Annotated in this window: 14 protein-coding genes; 7 read left to right on the top strand and 7 right to left on the bottom strand. The window is 69.8% G+C overall.

Annotated features, from left to right (window positions below; all coding sequences use genetic code 11):
* Positions 1–24 precede the first annotated feature (24 nt).
* Genes AXZ95_RS13220 through AXZ95_RS13240 form a run of 5 tightly spaced genes read right to left on the bottom strand, consistent with a single transcriptional unit; the run spans position 25 to position 6,248 of the window.
* Positions 25–2,178: a glycogen debranching N-terminal domain-containing protein gene (locus AXZ95_RS13220; RefSeq protein WP_018192335.1), complete on the bottom strand. Its 2,154-nt coding sequence runs from the start codon at positions 2,176–2,178 to the stop codon at positions 25–27.
* Entirely contained in the window at positions 2,175–2,918 is a 744-nt protein-coding gene (locus tag AXZ95_RS13225; protein WP_018192334.1) for a peptidase E, read from the bottom strand. Before AXZ95_RS13225 ends, AXZ95_RS13220 begins: the two co-directional genes overlap by 4 nt.
* Positions 2,915–3,823, bottom strand: a complete 909-nt coding sequence (locus AXZ95_RS13230) for a carbohydrate ABC transporter permease (protein ID WP_018192333.1) — start codon at positions 3,821–3,823, stop codon at positions 2,915–2,917. The genes AXZ95_RS13225 and AXZ95_RS13230 overlap by 4 nt, the downstream gene beginning before the upstream one ends.
* Complete coding sequence (locus tag AXZ95_RS13235; RefSeq protein WP_018192332.1) at positions 3,820–4,980, bottom strand: sugar ABC transporter permease; 1,161 nt, start codon at positions 4,978–4,980, stop codon at positions 3,820–3,822. Before AXZ95_RS13235 ends, AXZ95_RS13230 begins: the two co-directional genes overlap by 4 nt.
* 14 nt (positions 4,981–4,994) lie before the next feature.
* The gene (locus AXZ95_RS13240; RefSeq protein ID WP_018192331.1) at positions 4,995–6,248 is read right to left on the bottom strand and encodes an extracellular solute-binding protein; all 1,254 of its coding nucleotides are present in this window, start codon (positions 6,246–6,248) and stop codon (positions 4,995–4,997) included.
* A 327-nt stretch (positions 6,249–6,575) separates the two neighbouring features.
* Between AXZ95_RS13240 and AXZ95_RS13245 the strand changes: the two genes are divergently transcribed.
* From AXZ95_RS13245 to AXZ95_RS13265, 5 genes are all read left to right on the top strand, one after another.
* Positions 6,576–7,622, top strand: coding sequence for a LacI family DNA-binding transcriptional regulator (locus tag AXZ95_RS13245; protein ID WP_018192330.1), 1,047 nt, complete (start codon positions 6,576–6,578; stop codon positions 7,620–7,622).
* A gap of 57 nt (positions 7,623–7,679) precedes the next feature.
* Complete coding sequence (locus AXZ95_RS13250) at positions 7,680–8,261, top strand: antibiotic biosynthesis monooxygenase (RefSeq protein WP_018192329.1); 582 nt, start codon at positions 7,680–7,682, stop codon at positions 8,259–8,261.
* A 191-nt stretch (positions 8,262–8,452) separates the two neighbouring features.
* Positions 8,453–9,286 carry a DUF4097 family beta strand repeat-containing protein gene (locus AXZ95_RS13255; protein ID WP_018192328.1) on the top strand — a complete coding sequence of 278 codons (834 nt, stop codon included), beginning with the start codon at positions 8,453–8,455 and terminating at the stop codon, positions 9,284–9,286.
* Positions 9,283–9,912, top strand: a complete 630-nt coding sequence (locus AXZ95_RS13260) for a PadR family transcriptional regulator (RefSeq protein ID WP_018192327.1) — start codon at positions 9,283–9,285, stop codon at positions 9,910–9,912. The genes AXZ95_RS13255 and AXZ95_RS13260 overlap by 4 nt, the downstream gene beginning before the upstream one ends.
* A gap of 233 nt (positions 9,913–10,145) precedes the next feature.
* Complete coding sequence (locus AXZ95_RS13265) at positions 10,146–12,317, top strand: APC family permease (RefSeq protein WP_018192326.1); 2,172 nt, start codon at positions 10,146–10,148, stop codon at positions 12,315–12,317.
* Between the two features lie 12 nt (positions 12,318–12,329).
* On the opposite strand, the gene AXZ95_RS13270 is transcribed toward AXZ95_RS13265, so the two are convergent.
* Positions 12,330–13,064 (bottom strand): MBL fold metallo-hydrolase, encoded by a 735-nt coding sequence (locus tag AXZ95_RS13270; protein WP_018192325.1) that lies wholly within the window; start codon positions 13,062–13,064, stop codon positions 12,330–12,332.
* An 83-nt stretch (positions 13,065–13,147) separates the two neighbouring features.
* Between AXZ95_RS13270 and AXZ95_RS13275 the strand changes: the two genes are divergently transcribed.
* A complete protein-coding gene (locus AXZ95_RS13275; protein WP_018192324.1) occupies positions 13,148–13,909 on the top strand; it encodes a MerR family transcriptional regulator in 762 nt (253 codons plus the stop codon).
* A gap of 116 nt (positions 13,910–14,025) precedes the next feature.
* Here AXZ95_RS13275 and AXZ95_RS13280 read toward each other — a convergent pair whose 3' ends face one another.
* Complete coding sequence (locus AXZ95_RS13280) at positions 14,026–14,919, bottom strand: membrane protein (RefSeq protein ID WP_018192323.1); 894 nt, start codon at positions 14,917–14,919, stop codon at positions 14,026–14,028.
* Positions 14,920–14,983: 64 nt separating this feature from the next.
* On the opposite strand from AXZ95_RS13280, the gene AXZ95_RS13285 reads away from it, so the two are divergent.
* Positions 14,984–16,462: a PLP-dependent aminotransferase family protein gene (locus tag AXZ95_RS13285; RefSeq protein WP_018192322.1), complete on the top strand. Its 1,479-nt coding sequence runs from the start codon at positions 14,984–14,986 to the stop codon at positions 16,460–16,462.
* Positions 16,463–16,586 lie beyond the last annotated feature (124 nt).

Consider the following 16,586-nt stretch of genomic DNA (forward strand, 5'->3'; position numbering starts at 1 on the left):
GCTCGCTTGCTCAGGCTCCTCGGGTCACGCAGTGACGGAGCGGGGCTGTCCCGCGAAGCGGAGACCTTCCACCTCGATGCCGCCCGCCGTCTCGTCTGGGTCGACCTCGAAGCGGCCTTGCGGGGCGTCCGCGCGCAGGCCGAGCCGGGCGCTGAGCACGGCCACCGCGGCCGCCGCCGACCACGCCTGTGGTCGGCACGCTGCGGGGTAGGGGATGGGTGCGCTGGTCTCCGAGGCGCTGTCGCCCGAGTGCAGCTCCGGCATCCGGTAGCCGAATCCCGCCGCCGCGGCGAGGAGCCCATCCGACAGCTGCGCGGCTTCGGCGCGGAAGCCGTCGCGCGCGAGCCCGGTGATCGCGATGGCCGTGTCGTGCGCCCAGACGGAGCCGCCGTGGTAGCTGAGCGGCCAGTAGCCCGCCGAGTCCGTCGACATCGTGCGCAGGCCGTAGCCGGACGACAGCTCCGGCGAGACGAGGCGTCGTGCGACCAGCGCCGCCTGATCGGCATCCAGGATTCCCGTGCCGAGGAGGTGGCCGATGTTGCTCGTGACGGTGTCGACCTTGCGTTTGGCGGCGTCGAGCGCCACCGCGGGATACGCGCCGGCCGGGTCGGCGATCCAGAAGGCGTCGGCGAAGCGCTGCTTGAGGTCGGCCGCCCAGCCGCGCCAGGCGTCGCCTCCCGGCCGGTCGAAGGCATCCAAGAGTGCAGCGCCGCCGATGGCGGCTTCGTAGGCGTACCCCTGCACCTCGCACAGGGCGATCGGACCGTCGGCCAGCGTGCCGTCGCGCCACTGGATCGAGTCGCCCGAGTCCTTCCAGCCCTGGTTGGCGAGGCCGTGACCCGTGGTGTCGATGTACTCGAGGAAGCCGTCTCCGTCGCTGTCGCCGTAGTCGCGCATCCACGCCAGGGCAGCCTCGAGGTGGGGCAGCAGCGCTTGGATCTCGTCTCGGGGCATGCCCCAGCGCCAGGCGTCGTGCAGCAGACAGATCCAGAGCGCCGTCGCGTCGACGGTGCCGTAGTACAGCGGCGGGAGGACGACGCCTTCGCCGGGGATCACCAGCGCGCCGGGCCGCAGCTCGTGCATGATCTTGCCGGGCTGCTCCGCCGTCTCCGCGACCGACTCCGTTCCCTGGTACTCGGCGAGCACTCGCAGCGTCGACGCCGCGATCTCGTGGCCGAGCGGCAGCAGCATCCGAGCCGCCCAGAGCGAGTCACGTCCGAACAGCGTGAAGAACCACGGGGCGCCCGCCGCGAGGAAGACGTCGTCGGGGTGCTCGACCGTCGACATGCGGAGCGCCTGGAGGTCGGCGACCGCGCGGTCGAGCCAGGACGCCAGCCGGGAGTCGCCAGTGGTGGCGCGGAAGGCGGACCACTCCGGCGACGGCACGGCACCGGCCACGACCGCCGTCGGATCGTCGACGCCGGTGCTCCACTCCACGACGGCCTCTCCGTGCGCGGGCACGTCCACGTCCCAGTGGAGGGTGACGTTCCGGCCGTCGACGGTTGCAGTCGCGCCGCGAGCCGACACCCGGGCGGTGACGGGACCGCTGCCGAGCACGACGGCCTCGCCCCCAGCGTTGCCCTCGCCCCGATCGACGGTCACCGGGTACTCGCTCCCGGACAGCCCCGCCTTGATCTTCTGCATGGGGCTGAAGTCGGCCCGCAGTTCGACTTCGACGGTGGTTCGCAGGCCTTCGCCCAGGGCGTTGCGCACGACGATGCGCTCGCCGAGCGAGCCGACAGCGACCGTCCGTCGCTGGCCGATCCGCACCCGCGGATCCGCCGTCGCATCGTCGATCCCCCGAGCCAGGGCGGTGAAGACGGTCGTGGCGGCATCCGGTGAGGCGGTCGCGATGTGCTCCGGCACGGCGCCTCCCACGCTGAGGAGGACGTGATCCAGCACCCGGAGGTCGGAATGGTAGAAGCCGTGGATGCCGTGCCCGTCGATGCGCCCGTCAGCGGCCGACCAGGCCTGGGACGGTGCGGTCAGCACCACGACGCTGTCGTGGAGGAGCGGCTGGAGGGGCTGGGTCATTGTGGTGATCGTGCCTTCGTGGTCGTCGCCGAGCGCGCGCGGGGCGTCAGCGGGGTGTTCGGTCGTGCGGTCGTCGGTGGGCGTGGATGGGGCGGAATCGCGGGAGACCAGGGGGTGGCGGTGGGTCCCGGTGTCGGAGGTCATGCGGCGACCTCCTCGGCGAGGAGGCGAGGCGCGAGGCGTTCCTCGCGCACGCCGTCGTCGGTCCGGGTGAGCCGCCAGGCGGAGACGCCGGGGCGCTCGGCCACGATGTCCACCACGGCGCGGTCCCGGTAGACGAGGCCGACCCCTTCGTCGAGCGCGTAGCCGTCGGGAAGTGTTCCGCCGGCCACGGCGCTCTGGTGCGCCGGGCGTCGTCGCGGGTCGGAGTCGTAGTGGACGGCCAGGGACCCGGGGACGAGGCCGATCCCGTCGCGGACGGCGGAGATGTCGGGGCCGAAGGACGATGTCGTCCCGCCCTCGTGCCAGCAGAGCGCGCCCGCGGATCCTCCGGCGAGCACCACCCCGCGCCGCCACGCCTCGGTCAGTATCCGGTCGAGGCCGTGCGCCCGCCAGACGGCCAGGAGATTGACGAGGCTTCCGCCGCTCACCCAGACGACATCCTGCGACAGGAGGTGCGCGCGGACATCGGCGATGTTGGGATGCGGGAAGAGCCGGAGGTGCGTCGCCTCGACACCGGCAGCCCGGGCCGCTTCGAGCTCGGCCCCCTCGACGTGGCGCTGGTCGCCGCCCGCGGTGTTGATGTGGGTGACGCGTGGGACGCGCCCGTGCACGTCGGCCAGCTCGATTGCGTGGTGCAGCAGCGGCCCGTACACGGAGTCGGTCCACTCGCCGCCGTTCAGCCCGCCGCAGGTGGCGAGGATGGTCGGTTCCGCTGCCGTCATTCCTTCACCGCTCCCTCACTGGAGTTCATGATCCGCCTCTGGAAGATGAAGAACAGCACCGCGACGGGGATGGTCATGATGGCCGCTGCCGCCAGTTTGAGCGGGTACTGACTGCCCTGGCTCAGCTGACCGCTGGCGAGCCCGGCGACGCCCTTTGTCAGGGTCGTCAGCGAGGGGCTCTGCGTCGAGACGATGAAGTGCGCCAGCTCGTTCCACGACCCCTGGAACGACAGGATGACGATCGTGATGAGGGCCGGCCGGGCCATCGGGAGCACGATCGACCAGAACACCCGGAAGGTGCCCGCTCCGTCGATCCTCGCCTGCTCCTCGACGCTCGCCGGGATGGACTCGAAGAAGTTCTTCATGATGAAGACGCCGGCGGCGTCCGTCAGCAGCGGCAGGATCATGCCCGTGTACGAGTCGTAGATGCCGAGCTGGTTGATGACGAGGAACTTGGGGATGAGGAGCACGACCATCGGCACGGACATCACCGCGACCAGCGCCGCGAACACGACGGTGCGCCCGCGGAAGTGCAAGCGCGCGAGGGCGTAGCCCGCGAGCGAGTCGAAGAACACCCGGCCCAGTGTGACGAACACGGTCACCACGGCCGAGTTGGCGAACCAGACCGGGAAGTCGGAGTTGACGAACAGCTTCGTGTACGCGGCCGTGGTGAACGTCTGCGGGATGAGCGACACCGGGTTCGCCGTCGCCTCGGCGTCCGTCTTGAACGACGTGGCCAGCTGGATCAGGAACGGCATGATGTACACGACCGCCAGCGCGATCAGGATCGCGTACGTGACGGACGTGGCGACGATGGTCGCTGTCGAGCGTCGCCGACGTGGACGAGCCGGCGGCATCGGTGCGGGCGCGGTCGCGCGCTCCGCCTGGATGGTGGTGGAGCTCATCGGATCGCTCCCTTCCGCTCGGAGTCGTCGCTGCGGGAGGACGGGACGCTGCTCGGAGCGCCTCCCGCTGCCGTGCCGGCCGCCAACGCGGGCTGGTACAGCCGCATCCGCCTCTTGGAGACCGTGCGCTCGCGCAGGATCCACCGCTGCAGCAGGGTGAACACGACGATGATGACGAAGAGGATGAAGGCGATCGCGGCGCCCTGTCCCCATTCCTGGTTGACGAACGACGTCTGATAGGAGAGGTACGCGGGCGTCAGCGTCGTCTTGCCGGGTGCCCCTCGGGTTCCGGTGTAGATCTGGTCGAACACCTGCCAGCAGCCGATGAGCCCGAGCGTGAGGACCGTGAACAGTGTCGGTCGCAGCTGCGGGAGGGTGATCCTCCAGAAGCGCTGCCAGCCGTTCGCGCCGTCCATCATCGCCGCTTCCGTGATGTCGCCGCCGAGGTTCTGCAGCGCCGCGAGGAAGAGCAGCATGAACGTGCCGCTCGTGGTGAAGACGGCCATGATGATGTACGCCGTCATGGCGACGGACGGGCCGCCCAGCCAGTCCCACCACGAGACGCCGAGCGCGGTGTTCTGGGTGAGCGCGGCGGGGCCCTGCGTCACGCCGAACACGGCGAGCAGGTCATGGATGATGCCCGAGGGGTCGTTGAACCAGTTCGGCCCGTGGATGCCGACCCACGACAGCACCTTGTTGACGGCGCCGCTGGTGCTGAACAGGAAGAGCCACAGCACGGTGATGGCGACGGAGCTGGTCACGGAGGGGAAGTAGAACGCCGTCCGGAAGAACCCGCGACCCCGCAGGATCGCACGGTTCACGAGCACGGCGAGGCCGAGCGACACCGCGGTCTGGATCGGCACGACGAGCACGACGTACCAGGCGTTGTTCTTGAGCGACATGCCGAAGTCCTGCTCGGCGAGACCGCCGCCGGCGAGGAGCTTCGCGTAGTTGTCGAAGCCGACGAAATTCACGTCGGAGGAGAAGGGGCTGCCCCGGCCGCCCCAGTCGGAGAAGCTGACCCACAGCGCCATGAGCACCGGGATCACCAGGAAGACGCCGAGCAGCAGGATGACCGGGGCGGTGAACAACCACCCCGAGGCGGTCTCGCCGCGCCGCAGACCGGTGCGACGAGACCGACTCGTGGTTGTGGACATGACGGGAGGCTTCCTTACTTCAGCAGAGCTTCGAGGTTCTTCTGCGTGGCGTCGAGGATCGCCTTCGGGTCACCGGTGGCCAGCGACTCGAGCTTGCTGTTCAGGTCGGTGACGACATCGGCCGATCCCTTCGCGGTCGGAACGCCCTTGGCGTAGTCGGCGGCGTCCAGGAAGGGCACGAGGTCGGGGTTGGCGGACTTCCACTCGTCTGCGGCCGACTTGATCGACGGCATCGGGCCGAAGGCCTTCGAGAAGGCGAGCTGGTCGCCCTTGCTGGTGAGCTTCTCGACGAGCTTCAGCGCGGCGGCCTGGTTGGGGCTGTCGGCGGCGATCCCCCAGCAGTTCGTGAACTGCAGGGTGCCCTGTCCGGCCGGGCCCTCGGGCAGCTCCGCGACCTTGTACTTGATGTTCGGGAAGTCGGACTTCAGGGCGCCGGTGATCCAGTTGCCCTCGATCGTCATCGCCGCGAGACCCTTGCCGAAGGCTTCGCCGCCCCAGCCGGCGCCGAGGTCCTTCGCGTACTTCAGCTCGCCGCCGTTGAGCATCTTCTTCACGAAGTCGAGCGCCTGGACATTGGCGTCGCTGTTGGCGGTGGCCTTGGTGCTGTCGTCGTTCATCAAGTTGCCGCCGGCCTGGACCATGAACGACCCGACCCGGGCGTACTCACCGGAGATGCCGAGGCCGACCTGGCTGCCGGTGGTGAGCTTCTTCGCCACCGACTCCAGCTGGTCCCACGTCTTCGGGATGTCGGCGTCGGTGAGGCCCGCGGCGCTCCACGCATCGGTGTTGATGATGAGCTGCAGCGTCGAGAAGTCCTTCGGGGCGCAGTAGAACTTGCCGTCGTACGTGAACGACTTCACGAGGCTCGGGTAGAAGTCGCTCTTGTTGCTGAGCTGGTCGCCGTAGGCGAGGAGCGAGCCGTTGGAGGCGTAGCCCGCCAGTGCGTCGGTGGAGAGGTAGAAGACGTCGGCCGGCTTCTTCGCGGCGAAGCCCTGCGAGAGCTGCTGGTTGAGGTCGCTGGCGGCGACGACGGATGCCTTCGTGCCGGAACTCTTCGACCAGTCCGAGACCGCCGACTTGACCGCCGCGGTCTCGGCGTCGCCGGACGATCCGATCATGACCGTGAGGGCCTTGTCGGACGACGTCAGCTTTCCGGTGTCGTCGCCGCTGCTGCCGCCGCTGAAGCCGGACCCGCAGGCCGTGAGCGTGAGCGCTGCCGCGGCGGCGACGGCGCCGCCCGCGAGCCAGCGATGGGTGATCTTGCGCATTCGTGTCTCTCCTTGATGTGAGTGTGCCCGGTGGAGGGGGCGCACGCGTGCAGGGTGGGGGAGGTCGTGGACAACCCGGTGGATGGTGCTTGTTGTGAACAACTCGGCGTGAGGCGTGGAGGCGCTGGTGCGACGCAGCAATGCGTGCATTTTCGACCTCCTCGTCACAGCCTGTCCGTCACGCCCGGCGTTTGATCGATCAAATTTTCACCTGCTACGGTGACTTTGAACGATCAAAGCGGGATGCTTGTCACACTAATCACGAGGTTCACGGGGTGTCAAGCAGACCAGTAGGGTCATATCCAGCCGCCGGAGGAGGGAGTCGCGATGGGTGCGCAGCCGACCGTCAGCGACGTCGCCGGGGTCGCCGGGGTGTCCCGCCAGACGGTGTCGAACGTCTTGAATGCCCCCGAACTCGTCCGTCCGGAGACGCGGGAACGGGTTCAGGCCGCGATCCATTCGCTCGGTTACCGGCCGCACGCCTCCGCGCGTCGCCTCCGCACCCAGAAGAGCTCGACCATCGGCATCCGGCTCGATCCGATCACGCAGGACGGCATCTCCGGGAGCATCCTCGACCGCTTCCTGCACGCGCTCACCGAGCGCGCCGACCGGCAGGGCTTGCGGATGCTGTTGTTCACCGCCGCCGGCCCGGACGATGAGATCGAGCAGTTCCGCCGTCTCTCGGATGCCGCGGACGTGGACGCGTTCGTCCTCACCTCGACCTTCCACGGTGATCCGCGGACGGAGTGGCTGATCGAGCACGGTCAGTCGTTCGTGACATTCGGCCGGCCGTGGGGGATCGACGACATGACCGATCCCGAGCACCTCTGGGTCGACGTGGATGGGCGCTCGGGCCTCCGCGACGCCACAGCGCACCTGCTCTCCCGGGGCCGCAGGCGCATCGGGTTCATCGGCTGGCCTGCGGGATCCGGCACCGGCGACGACCGCCGCGAAGGCTGGCTCGAGGCGATGCGCGAGGGCAGCGGCCTGACGGACGACGAACTGCGGCTGCTGGAGGTGTCGGCCGAGGACCGCGTGCCGTTCGGCGCCGAGGCGATCCGCCGGCTCGAAGCCCAGGCCGGAACGGTCGACGGCGTGGTGTGCACGTCCGACTCCCTCGCGCTCGGAGTTCTCACCGCCGCGGGCGGCCGCATCCCGGTCGTCGGGTACGACGACACCCCGGTTGCTGCGTCGCTCGGCTTCTCCAGCGTGGCCCAGCCGCTCGACGAGGTCGCCGCGGGGGTGCTGGAACTCCTGACGGGCGCGCACGGCGGCCGGGTCCGCCCCGGCGAGGAGGTCGCCGATCCGCGGCACCGGCTCGTCGCACCTCGCCTCGTCGTCCGCGACGGCCCGCCCCTCATCGGCCCGCGCTGACGCCGCGCTGACGCCGCCCGAAATCCGCGTGTAACGCGCCGCGGAGACAATGGAGGCATGTCTCCACAAGAGCCGCTTCTGGATGCGTCACGAGCGCGCCGTCTTCCCGTCACCGTCTCCATCACCCGCCGCGTCGACGGCAACCGTCTCGCCGAGGTGACCCACTGGGTCCAGTCCGGTGTCAACCTCGCGAACACCTACGACGGGTTCCTCGGCTCCGGCTGGGTGCGCGCGCACGCCGACTCGGACGAATGGCACATGCTGTACCGCTTCGCGGACGCCGACACACTGGAGGCGTGGGAGGCGTCCGACGACCGCGCGGAGTGGCTCTATGAGGGACGCGAGCTGGTGGAAGTGGCTCGGGTGGAGCGCCGCACGGGCATCGAGGGCTGGTTCGACGCGCCGCAGCCGGGCGTCCCCGCCGCTCCTCCGCGCTGGAAGCAGGCCGTGACGATCTGGCTGGGCTTCTTCCCGTTGTCGCTCCTGTTCACGACTCTCGTCACCTCCTTCGTCCCGGGCTGGCACGAGCTGTGGCCGATCGCGACTGTGCTCATCACCACGCTGTGCTTGACGCCGACGATGACGTACTTCCTTCTGCCGTTCGTCACCCGGCTGCTCCAGCCCTGGCTGCGGCGCTAGCGGCCCGCCGCGGCACGTCAGTTCGCGCCCGCTCAGGGTTCTCCCTGACCGCACCCTGAATCCAGGGGATTCGGACCGTCGAGGCCTTGCATCCACCCCAGTCGCGATATATCGTGAATCCGTCAACAGTCGCGATATAACGCGAGTCACCGACGGCCCCGGCATGGGCCGGAAGAGAAGGAGCAGGAAGCATGGCACAGGAGAAGTGGCTGATCCAGCCGGGCGAGAGCCGCACGATCGACATCGAGGTCGTCCGCACCCTCAAGGTCGGGTTCATCGGCGGTCAGATCGACATCGTCGGACACGATGAGCCCGGAGCGCGCATCGAGGTGCACTCGGTCACGGGTCGTGACCTGAAGATCGTGGTCGACGGCGACCGTCTCGAGATCGATCACCCGCAGCTGCGGTGGGACAACTTCATCGAGGTCTTCAAGTCGATGCGCTCCAGCGCCCGTGCCGATGTCAGCGTGCTCGTGCCGCGCGACGTCGAGCTCAAGTTCGGCGTCGTCTCGGCAGCTGCGCTGGTCTCGGGCCTCAACACGGACGCCCGTCTGAGCACTGTCTCGGGCGATGTCGTCGCCGATGGCCTCACCGGCGACGTCGAGCTCAACTCGGTCAGCGGCGAGCTGTCCGTCCGCGACCACACCGGCCGCATCAGCGCTCACACCGTCTCCGGCGACGTCACGGCGACCGGTGCCATCCGGCGCTTCTCGTCCGACGGCGTCTCCGGCGACGTGATGCTCGACGTCACCGGCACTCCGGACGACATCGCCGTCAACACCGTGTCCGGCGATACGACCATCCGCATCCCGGAGGCCGTCGGCGCGCGCTACCGCGTCAACACGGTCTCGGGCAAGGTGCAGCTCGACAACATGACCGTGGTCGGCGGGATGGGCAAGGGCTACACCGGCACGGCCGGCACGCTCGACGGCACGTGGGTCGAGATCAGCATCAATTCGGTCTCCGGCGACGCCGCGGTGCTTCGTAGCGCTGCCGCCGAGCGGAGCGCGGAGGCGTCGGCGTGACTCCCGTCTTCTCGCACGGGAGCCTCCGGCTGTACCTGCTGAGCCTGCTGGATGAGGCGCCGCGACACGGCTACGAGCTCATCCAGGCGCTGACCGAGCGCTTCGGCGGCACCTACAGTCCGAGCGCCGGCACCATCTACCCGCGGCTGGCGAAGCTGGAGGAGGAGGGCCTGGTCACCAAGGCGACCGAGGGGCGGAAGACGGTGTACCAGATCACCGACGCCGGCCGGGCCGAGCTCGAGGCTCGCCGACCGGAGCTCGACGCGATCGAGGAGGAGGTCACCGACTCCGTGCGCCGCCTGGCGGACGAGGTGCGCGCCGGGGTGAACGACGCAATGCGCACACTGCGCGCAGAGCTCGCCTCCGCGGCTCGCGAGGCCAAGCGGAACGGCTCGCGGGTGGACCCGCGTCAGGAGGCGCGCGACGCCGGGCGGGATGCGCGCGCGGCGGGCAACGCGGCCGCGCGCGAGGCCGAGGCGGCTCTGAACGACTTCCGTCAGCAGCTCCGCACGGACCTCCGCTACCAGGCCGCTCGCGGCGCGCTCCCAGCAGACATCGTCCCGCTTCTCAAGGACGAGCTGGACCGCGTCCGGCGCGTGCTCGTCGAGGCGATCGGCCGCCGCTGAGCGCCGGTCATCGGCTTTGGGAAAGAGTCAGGAAATGCTCATCCGGCTCCCAGTGAGACCTCTTCGGGTCGTTCCGCCGCGGCAATCCGCGGGGGAACGCCCCGCGGAGGAGCAGCCCCCAGTCTTTGCAGAACGACGGGGTTCGGAAGGCCCGACGCGCCGACTTGACAGTGGATTGCCAGCGAGTATGCTCGCCACTCGTGACAAATGAGGGGAGATCCCCGAAGCGCTGGTTGATCGGCGACCCGCTTCCGAGCGAAAAGCTCGAAGGGCAGCTGCTCCCGAAGCACCTCGCGCTACCCATCTTCGCCTCCGACGCGCTGTCGAGTGTCGCGTACGCTCCGCAGGAACTCCTGATGATCCTGCTGCTCGGCGGTCTCGCCTTCCTGACGTTCGCGCCGTGGGTCGCCGCGGCCGTCGTCGTGCTGCTCATCACCGTCGTGCTCAGCTACCGCCAGCTGGTGAAGGCCTACCCCTCGGGCGGTGGCGACTACGAGGTCGCTCACAAGAACCTCGGCGAGAAGGCCGGCCTGATCGTCGCCTCGGCGCTGCTCGTGGACTACGTCCTCACCGTCGCCGTGTCCGTCGCATCCGGCGTCGACAACGTCATCTCGGCGTTGCCGTTCCTGGCCCCGTGGCGCGTCGAACTGGCCATCCTCTGCGTCATCATCATCGCCGCCATCAACCTGCGCGGCGTGCGGGAGTCGTCGAAGGCGTTCGCGCTGCCGACCTACATCTTCATCGGCAGCATCGCCCTCATGATCGTGACGGCTCTCGTCCGCACGGTGTTCGGAGACGCCCCGGTCGCCGAGTCCGCCGGCTACCAGGTGCACGCCGACTCGCTCACGCAAGCGGCCGTCGTCCTGCTCCTGCTGCGCGCCTTCTCGAGTGGATGTTCGGCTCTGACCGGTGTGGAGGCCGTCGCCAACGGCGTCCCCGCGTTCCGAACCCCGAAGATCCGCAACGCCCGCATCACCCTCGGCCTCATGGGCGGCATCGCGATCACCCTGTTCGCCGGCCTGACCGCCACCGCGCTGATCAGCGGCGTCCACTACGCCGAGAACCCGTGCGACCTGCAGGGATGGGCGCAGTGCGCCACCCAGCCGCAGCGCAGCCTCATCGCCCAGATCGCCGCGGCGACCTTCGGCAACAACACGTTCTTCTTCTTCCTGGTGCAGGCCGCGACGGCGGTGGTGCTGCTGCTCGCGGCCAACACCGCCTTCAACGGATTCCCGCTGCTCGGCTCTGTGCTCGCCCGCGACTCGTACGCTCCGAAAGCACTCAACACGCGCGGCGACCGCCTCGTCTACTCGAACGGCATGATCATCCTGGCGCTTGCCGCCACGGTCCTGCTGGTCGTCTACCAGGCGAACCTGACCCAGCTCATCCAGCTGTACATCATCGGCGTGTTCGTGTCGTTCACCCTCGGCCAGTCCGGGATGGTGAAGCACTGGATCACGCTACTGCGCTCGGGAGGCCAGACCGGCCGAGAACGCACCGGCATCATCCGCTCGCTCTGCATCAACGCCTTCGGCGCCTGTCTGACCGCGATCGTGCTCATCGTCGTCACGATCACGAAGTTCACGCACGGCGCGTACCTCGTCTTCATCTTCATGCCGATCCTCTGGTTCCTCATGCTCGGCGTGAACCGCTACTACCGCGACGTCGAGAAAGAGGTCGAAGTCGACCCCGTGACGACGTTCGGCAGCGTCGGCGACCACGCCATCGTCCTCATCGGCAAGATGCAGAAGCCGGCGCTGAAGGCGCTCGACTACGCGATCGCCGCGCGGCACGACTCGATCGAGGCCGTGCACGTCTCGATCGACGAGGAGTCGACGCAGAAGCTGCAGCGGCAGTGGGTCGAGCAGAACATCCACGTTCCGCTCACGATCATCGAGTCGCCGTATCGCGAATTCGGCGTTCCGCTCATCAAGTACATGAAGCACCGGCGCGAGGAGCACGGCTCCGAGGTCGTGACGGTCTACCTGCCGCAGTACATCGTCGGCCACTGGTGGGAGGCGCTGCTGCACAACCACCGCGCGCGCCGCATCAGCAAGCAGCTCATGCTCTGCCACGGCGTCACCGTCGCGCTCGTCCCGTGGCTGCTCGACTCCTCGTCGCTCATCTACGGCCGGCGCTCGCGCCCGCTCCCCGGCCAGGACCGTCGCGGCGAGCCCGTGCGCCCGGTCGCACGCCGACCGCTCGTGCCGGCGTCGAAGGCGCACACGCGCATCCACATCCACCCGGTGCCGATCACGATCGGGGAGCCGCAGGACAGCGCGGAGGCGGTCGCCGGGACGATCCCGGAGCCGCAGCCCGAAGGTGGGCAGCCGGCTTCGGCGGCTGCCGGAGCTGCGGGCACCGGCACGCCTCAGAAGAAGGTGCCGGCGCGCGCGAAGCGCTGATCCGGCCGCGCCTCAGGGGCGCGCGCTCGCCGGGAACGCGACCAGCGGTCCGTGCCCCGGCAGCACCACCTCGGCGTCGCACAACACCAGCCTGCGCGCGCTGAGCGCGGCCTCATCGGGGTCGTGCTGGAAGAAGGCGGGCAGCTGCTGCAGCTCACCGCTCTCGCGCAGCAGCGGATGACCCGTCACGATGGCGTCGCCGGTCAGCAGCGCGCGTGACGTCGGCTCGAAGAAGCAGACGCTGCCGGTCGTATGGCCGGGGGCGGGGACGAGCTGGAGGGTGTGCCCCGTGCTCAGGGTGACCTCGTCCCCCTCCAGCGCGACCGCATCCCGGACCCCGACATCGCCCAGACCTCCCGCCCGCACGGCGGCGATCGCCCAGCGGACGGTGCCGCGCTTCAGCGCGGACGGCAGCAGGTCGGCGACCGTGACCTGCTCGGTGATGTCGCGCCGGACGTTCGGGAGCTCGGCCGGTGCCGCCGCGACGACCACGCCGAGCTCGGCGGCGAACTGCGCGCTCGCGCCGAGGTGATCCGAGTGGCCGTGCGTGATCAGGATGTCCTTCAGGTCGGCCGGGTCGGCACCCGCGAGACGGATCGATTCCTCGACCAGCGGGCGATCGGCCGGGTAGCCGCAGTCGACGAGCTCGACCGCTCCATCGCCGTGGAACACGGTCCAGTTCGAGAGCGGACCCTCGACGAACAGGATGCCGGGGGCGACGCGGGTGGTCGAACGGATGCTGCGCACGCGAACACTGTAGCCGGGCCGCTTGACCTTGACGTAACGTCAACTCCTAGCGTGGATGACGCACCGCACGGAAGGAGGAAGACATGGACTGGTCTATCCAGGACATCGCGCGGATCGCCGGCACCACCAGCCGGACGCTGCGCCACTACGACGCCATCGGGCTGCTGAAGCCGAGCCGCGTCGGCGGCAACGGCTACCGGTACTACGACCGCGACTCCCTCGTGCGGCTTCAGCGCATCCTGCTTCTCCGGGAGCTCGGTCTCGGCCTCGACGCCGTCGGCCGGGTGCTCGACGACCGCACGGATGCGGTGCCCGCCCTGCGTGACCACCTTGCGTGGTTGCAGGCGGAGCGGGAACGGCTGGCGCGGCAGATCGCGTCGGTCGAGTCGACGATCCACGCAGTGGAGGAAGGAGAGGAGATCGTGGCCGAGCAGATGTTCGACGGATTCGATCACACCCAGTACAAGGACGAGGTCGAGCAGCGCTGGGGGAAGGACGCCTACGCGGCGTCGGACCGCTGGTGGCGCAGCAAGACCGCGGAGGAGCGTGCCGACTGGCAGGCCCGGCAGGAGCGGCTCGCGGCCGACTGGAAGTCCGCGGCGGCCGCCGGTGTCGCACCGGAGTCGGACGAGGCGCAGGCGCTCGCGAAGCGTCACGCCGAGTGGCTGGGCGGCATCCCGGGAACGCCGGGATACGGCACCGGCGCGCCGACGGCCGCGTACCTGACCGGTCTCGGCGAGATGTACGTCGCCGACGAGCGGTTCGCCGCGAACTACGGCGGCGCCGAGAACGCCGCCTTCGTGCGCGACGCCCTCCGCGTCTACGCCGCCGCCCACCTCGCCTAACCTCACCCCGCCGTCGAGTCCGCGAAGACTTACCGCTTTACGCCCCTTCGGCGTGCAGTTTGTGCGGACTCGACGGTGGGAGATGCGGCGGCGAGAGGGAGGTGCGGGATCAGGGGTCAGGGGTGGCGCGGGCGGCGCGTGATGCGGTCGTCCAGCCAGTGCGCGGCGATCACGCGCGAGGGGCGGTCTGCGCGCTCAGAGCGCGGAGCGCGCGGGGCGCGGTCGGGCTGCGGACCCCGGACGAAGGGGGAGTCCGCCCGGGATGCGCGCTCGTGCGCCGCCCGGTCGGATTCGAGCAGGATGCCGTCGCGCACGTCGAAACGGACGGCACCCTGCTCCTCCTCGAGGCCGGCCGACTGCTCGGCCGTTCCCTCGAGCTCGCTCTCCAGCCGTGCCGCAGTCGTTGCAGCGTCCTGCGGCAGGCGGATCGCGAAGAAGGGGAGGGTGATGCTGCACAGCGGGCCGACCAGGAGCGCGAACGCGAGCGTCCCCACCCCGACGTTACCGCCGAGCACCCACCCGATGATGAGTACGGTCACCTCGATGGCGGTCCGCACCATCCAGATCGGCCGGCCGGTGCGGGCGTGCAGGCCGGTCATCAGCCCGTCGCGCGGGCCCGGGCCGAGGCGCGGACCGATGTACAGGCCGGTCGCGACGGCGAGCAGCGCGAGGCCGGCCACGAAGAACAGCACCTGCGCCCAGAGCTCCGTCTGCTGCGGCAGCAGGTCGAGGCCGAGTTGCGCGCTCGGGCCGACCAGCAGCACGTTGAGCACGGTTCCGAGGCCCGGACGCTGCCGCAGCGGGATCCAGAACGCCAGCACGACGAGTCCGACCAGGTTGGTGACGAACCCGAAGGGGATGCCGGTCTTGAGCGACAGACCCTGTGCCAGAACATCCCACGGCGACAGGCCGATCCCGGCGCGCACCATGAGCGCGATCGCGATCCCGTAGAGGAAGAGTCCGATCAGCAGCTGCACGAGGCGGCGGGTGAGAAGAAGTCGGGCGGCCATGGGCACAATCCAATCGCAACGATTGGACTCGCAACAAGATGCCAATTCAACTAAAGTGGCCTGCATGTCGGATGCGCAACTCACCGCCCGCTCGCTGGAGCACCTGCTCGGAGCCTGGCGGACCGCCGGCGCCAGTTACCAGGCGCTCGCCGACCGCATCCGGCTTCTCGTGCTCGACGGCCGCATCCCGATCGGCACACGCCTGCCCGCCGAGCGCGACCTGGCGGCCAAGCTGGAGCTGAGCCGGACCACGGTCGCCGCCGCCTACCGCCAGCTCCGCGAGGCCGGCTTCATCGACAGCGTCCGAGGCTCCGGCAGCGTCGCGCGTCTCCCCGGCCCGGCCCTCTCCCTGCCCGCGGTGGCCGGCGAGGGGATGCTCGACTTCACCAAGGCGTCGCTCCCCGCCGCGTCGTCCCTTCCCGCAGCCGCGCGTGCCGCCGCGGAGGAACTGCCGCGCTTCCTCCCCGACCCGGGCTACGACCCCGTGGGACTGCCGCACCTGCGCGCCGAGATCGCCGCCCGCTATGCCAGCCGCGGCCTGCCGACGACACCGGACCAGATCCTGGTGACCGTCGGCGCGCAGCAGGCGATCGCGTTGATCGCCCGCACGTTCCTCGGCCGGGGCGACCGCGTCGTCATCGAGGTGCCGACCTACCCGCACGCCATCGAGGCGATCCGCTTGGCCGGCGCACGGTTGGTGCCCATCACGGTCACCGCGCCGGAATCCGGGCCGCACCGCATCGGCGACGAGTCCGATGGCTGGGATGTGGAGGCGATCGAGCAGACGTTCCGCCGCGCCAATCCCGCGCTCGCGTACCTCATCCCCGACTTCCACAATCCGACCGGGGCCACCATGTCGCCCGAGACGCGGGAGCGGGTGCTCGCGGCCGCCGCCGGTCACGGCGCGATCGTTGTCGCCGACGAGACCACGGCGGAGCTCGACATCGACCGGGTCGGCGAGTTCCTGCCGCTGCCGGCCTACGCGGACTCCGCGTCGGCCGGCGCGCCGGTGATCATGATCGGCTCGGCCAGCAAGACGCTCTGGGGCGGCCTCCGCATCGGCTGGATCCGCGCCGAGCGCTCGCACATCCAGCGCCTGATCGCCGCGAAGCCGGCCACCGACCTCGGCACGCCGATGATCGAGCAGCTCGTCGTCGCGCGGATGATCCCGCAGCTTCCCGAGATCATGGAGGAGCGGCGCGAGCAGCTCCGTCTGGGGCGCGAGAACGTCCGACGCCTGGTCGCCGAGACGTTCCCCGACTGGACGATGCCGGTTCAGCACGGCGGACTGACGGCCTGGGTGGGGATCGGCGCCCCGGTCAGTTCGGCACTAGCGCTGGCCGCGCGCAGCCACGGCCTGCTGATCGCCGCCGGACCGCGGTTCGGCATCGACGGCGCCTTCGAGCGCTTCCTGCGCATCCCGATCACCTACACCCCGGACGAGTACGACCGCGCGTTCGCCGCTCTCACCCGGGCGTGGGCCGTCGCCGCGAACGAGCCGGTGCCGTATTTCGACTCCGGCGCGCTGCCCAGCGTGGTGTGACTCGCGCGACCCGGCGGGCCGGGCCGACGGGCACTCCCAGCGGAGTAGCGGGATGTCGTACCCAGGCATGAAGATACCGCCCACCCTGCGATGTCATACTTCCCCTGCGCCAGTGTCGGCGCGG

The organism is Leifsonia sp. 115AMFTsu3.1, from assembly GCF_004362795.1.
Taxonomy (GTDB): domain Bacteria; phylum Actinomycetota; class Actinomycetes; order Actinomycetales; family Microbacteriaceae; genus Leifsonia.

What these genes read in the sequence shown, in the direction of transcription:
- AXZ95_RS13285 (WP_018192322.1), top strand. Translation starts at nt 14,984, where the DNA reads ATGTCGGATGCGCAACTCACCGCCCGCTCGCTGGAGCACCTGCTCGGA.
- AXZ95_RS13220 (WP_018192335.1), bottom strand. Translation starts at nt 2,178, where the DNA reads ATGACCTCCGACACCGGGACCCACCGCCACCCCCTGGTCTCCCGCGAT.
- AXZ95_RS13245 (WP_018192330.1), top strand. Translation starts at nt 6,576, where the DNA reads ATGGGTGCGCAGCCGACCGTCAGCGACGTCGCCGGGGTCGCCGGGGTG.
- AXZ95_RS13240 (WP_018192331.1), bottom strand. Translation starts at nt 6,248, where the DNA reads ATGCGCAAGATCACCCATCGCTGGCTCGCGGGCGGCGCCGTCGCCGCC.
- AXZ95_RS13280 (WP_018192323.1), bottom strand. Translation starts at nt 14,919, where the DNA reads ATGGCCGCCCGACTTCTTCTCACCCGCCGCCTCGTGCAGCTGCTGATC.
- AXZ95_RS13235 (WP_018192332.1), bottom strand. Translation starts at nt 4,980, where the DNA reads ATGTCCACAACCACGAGTCGGTCTCGTCGCACCGGTCTGCGGCGCGGC.
- AXZ95_RS13230 (WP_018192333.1), bottom strand. Translation starts at nt 3,823, where the DNA reads ATGAGCTCCACCACCATCCAGGCGGAGCGCGCGACCGCGCCCGCACCG.
- AXZ95_RS13275 (WP_018192324.1), top strand. Translation starts at nt 13,148, where the DNA reads ATGGACTGGTCTATCCAGGACATCGCGCGGATCGCCGGCACCACCAGC.
- AXZ95_RS13255 (WP_018192328.1), top strand. Translation starts at nt 8,453, where the DNA reads ATGGCACAGGAGAAGTGGCTGATCCAGCCGGGCGAGAGCCGCACGATC.
- AXZ95_RS13250 (WP_018192329.1), top strand. Translation starts at nt 7,680, where the DNA reads ATGTCTCCACAAGAGCCGCTTCTGGATGCGTCACGAGCGCGCCGTCTT.
- AXZ95_RS13225 (WP_018192334.1), bottom strand. Translation starts at nt 2,918, where the DNA reads ATGACGGCAGCGGAACCGACCATCCTCGCCACCTGCGGCGGGCTGAAC.